At 70.5% G+C, this 3,183-nt stretch carries 2 protein-coding genes; both read left to right on the top strand.

Translation table 11 applies throughout. The features are described 5' to 3' along the window. Positions 1-394: 394 nt before the first annotated feature. The gene (locus ACY0I8_RS17260) at positions 395-2,272 is read left to right on the top strand and encodes a sensor histidine kinase (protein ID WP_461395737.1); all 1,878 of its coding nucleotides are present in this window, start codon (positions 395-397) and stop codon (positions 2,270-2,272) included. Further along, the coding region (locus ACY0I8_RS17255; RefSeq protein WP_461395736.1) for a sigma-54-dependent transcriptional regulator at positions 2,269-3,183 on the top strand (915 nt) is incomplete at its 3' end. The genes ACY0I8_RS17260 and ACY0I8_RS17255, both read left to right, overlap by 4 nt.

Below are 3,183 nucleotides of genomic sequence, written 5' to 3'. Positions count from 1 at the left end.
TATGAGTTTGGAGTCGATCGCCGACGTGATCAAACGAACCACTCCACCCCCACCGAACCCGGCGCTGCCGGTGGCAGCCTGATCTATCAACCGAGGATGACGCGGTCGGCTTCTTACACCACCTTGACGGACGTGACCGTTTTGAGGCCTCGCAATCGTTCGGTCACGAGCGCCTTGCCTGTGCTGTATCGGGAGAGGGGCAGAGTGACGGATCCATCGTAAGTCGGATGCCGCACTCGCGCACGGCCGGAAGCAGGCCCCACGCCCCCCCGGTCGCGTTGGGCGTCTCTGCTGCCGCTGGGTGAATGGGAAGCTGGAAGGCTGGAACGCTGGGATGCTGGGAGGCTGGCAGGCTTGGTGAAAGCACCGGGCCAAAATCCCCGCCGAAGTTGAGGTGACCGAAGATCGTGGACCGGAGACCGACCAAACGGGCATCGCGATGGTCTTGAGCCTTCCGGGTTCCCAGCCTTCCGGCTTCCCGGCGGCTCGGCGCTGGGGGCTCGTCCTGGCGTCGGGGGTGGTGGCGGCGGTGCTGTTGGTCTGGGTGCTCCGCACCGCCGAGCGGATCCGGGACGAGGCCCGGGACCGGTTTTTCGAGCAGTACAACCACCAACAACTTCTCCTGGCCCAACAGGCCGCCCGCACCATCGAGGGCACCTTCGCCACCTTCCGTCGGCACCTTTCGCTGGTGGCGAGCCTCTTCGAGGAGGGTGAGGTCTCCCGGGACACGGCCGCCCGGTTCGCCAACAGCCTGCGGCGCACCTACGACACCCTGTCGGATCTCCCCATCATCGATCTCGTGGTGTTCGACCGGGACGGCACGGTGGTGGCCATCGTGCCCGAGGACACCTACACCCTGGGCCGCAACTATGCCTGGCGGGGGTACTACCAGTGGGCGCGCGACCGGGGCGCGCCGGGGCGGATGTACGTGACCCCGTTCATGACCATGCAGGGCGGCCAGCACCGGGGCGACAAGGCCCTCATCGTGGCGGAGGGGATCTACGGCCCGGCCGGGGCGTTCAAGGGGGTGGTCACCTTCACCGTGAACTTCGACCGGCTGGCCCGGGACCAGGTGCTTTCGGTGCGGATCGGGCGGGAGGGGTACGCCTGGCTCGTGGACGCCGACGAGCGAAGCGTCCTGGTCGACCCGGCGGGCAAGATCGGGGGCCAGAGCTTCGAGCAGGCGTTCCAGGATCGCTGGCCCGTGCTCTACACCCTGCTCGACCGTGCGGCCCGGGAGAGGGAGCCGGGGGTGGGGTGGTACGAGTTCGAGGACCCGTCCGACCCCGCCCGGACCGTGCGCAAGCTCGTGGGGTACACCCCGGTGCGGGTCGAGCAGCGGGTTTGGATCCTGGGCGTGTGTACCCCGGTGCGGGAGGTGGAGGCCGTGATGGCCTCGTTTCTCCGGGAACAGGGGCGGTTTACCGCGGCCACCATCGGCGCGATCCTCCTGGGCAGCCTCCTGCTGGCCTCCGCCTTGGCGGCCTGGAACCGGGCCCTGAGCCGCCGGGTCGAGGCCCGCACCCGGGACCTGAACCGGGCCCGCCGGGAGCTGGAGGCGGCGGTGGACGAGATCGTGGCCGCGAAACGCCTGGCCGCGGCCGGCAACCTGGCCCTCGGGGTGGTCCACGAGATCCGAAATCCCCTTTCGTCCATCCGGATGAACATCCAGATGCTCCGGGAGACCGTGGGGCCCGGGGGCGACGCGGACGAGAACTTCGCCATCATCGAGGAGGAGATCCAGCGCCTGAACGGGCTGCTGCAGGGGATCCTGTCGTTCGCCCGGCCCCAGGAACTGCGGCCCGTGCCGGTGGACCTGGAACGCCTGGTGCGCTCGGTGGTGTCCTTGTGCGAGGAGCGGCTGCGCCAGTCCGGCGCCGAAGCCAAGGTGGTGGCCGAGGCGAATCTGCCGCCCGTGCGGTGCGACCCGGACCAGGTGCGCCAGGTGGTGTGGAACCTGGTCCTGAACGCGGTCGAGGCCATGGAGTCCGGGGGCGCGGTGCGAACGGTCCGGATCGAGGTGGGCCGGGACGGCCCGTGGGGCATGGTCCGGGTCTCCGACACCGGGCCGGGCATCGCGCCCGAGGTGCTCGAGAACCTCTTCGACCCGTTCGTGACCACGAAGGCGGGGGGAGGGGGGTTGGGCCTGGCCGTGAGCCAGCGGATCGTTTTGCGGCACGGGGGCAAGATCCTGGCGGAAACCCAGGGAAGCGGCGCGGCCTTCACGGTGTTCCTGCCCATCGTCGGGCCGCGGGGAGGGGAGGCGGGGTGAAAACGATTCTCGTCGTGGACGACGACCGGTCGATCCGGCGGAGCCTCCAGCTCCACCTGAAGCGCCGGGGGTTCCGGGTGCTCCTGGCCGGGGCCGCCCGGGAGGGGCTCGACCTGGCCGGCCGGGAGTCGCCGGATCTGGTGCTCCTCGATCTGCGGCTTCCGGGGGAGGACGGGTTCTGGTTCCTCGACCGGTGCCGGGGCCTGCGGCCCGACACCCCGGTGGTGGTGATCACGGCCTACGACGACATGACCACCGCGGTGGAGGCCATGCGGCGGGGGGCCATGGACCACCTGGGCAAGCCCCTCGATCTCGGGCACCTCGACGCCGTGATCGGCAAGGCCCTCGATCTCGCCGCCCTGGCCCGGCGGGGCTACGCCTTCGCCGAGGCCCCCCCGCCGGCTTACGACCCCCACGTGATCGTGGGCCGGAGCCGGGCCATGAAGGAGGTGTACAAGGCCATCGGGGCCGTGGCCGACTCCCCGGCCACCGTGCTCATCCAGGGGGAGAGCGGCACCGGAAAGGAACTCGTGGCCCGGGCCATCCACTACAACGGCCGGTTCCGCACGGGGCCGTTCGTGGCCGTGGCCTGCTCGGCCCTGGCCCCCGGGGTTCTGGAAAGCGAACTCTTCGGCCACGAGCGCGGCGCCTTCACCGGCGCGGTCCAGGCCAAACCGGGGAAGTTCGAGTTGGCCGAGGGGGGCACCCTGTTCCTCGACGAGGTCTCCGAGATCCCCCTGGACGTGCAGGTGAAGCTCCTGCGGTTCCTGCAGGAGCGGGAGTTCGAGCGGGTGGGGGGCGTGGAAACCCGGCGGGCCCGGGTGCGGGTGGTGGCCGCCACCAACCGGGACCTGGCCGACCTGGTGGCCCGGGGCGCGTTCCGCCACGACCTCTATTACCGGCTCCGGGTC

Source organism: Deferrisoma sp., assembly GCF_054681715.1.
This window is presented reverse-complemented; position numbering and strand designations above follow the sequence as displayed.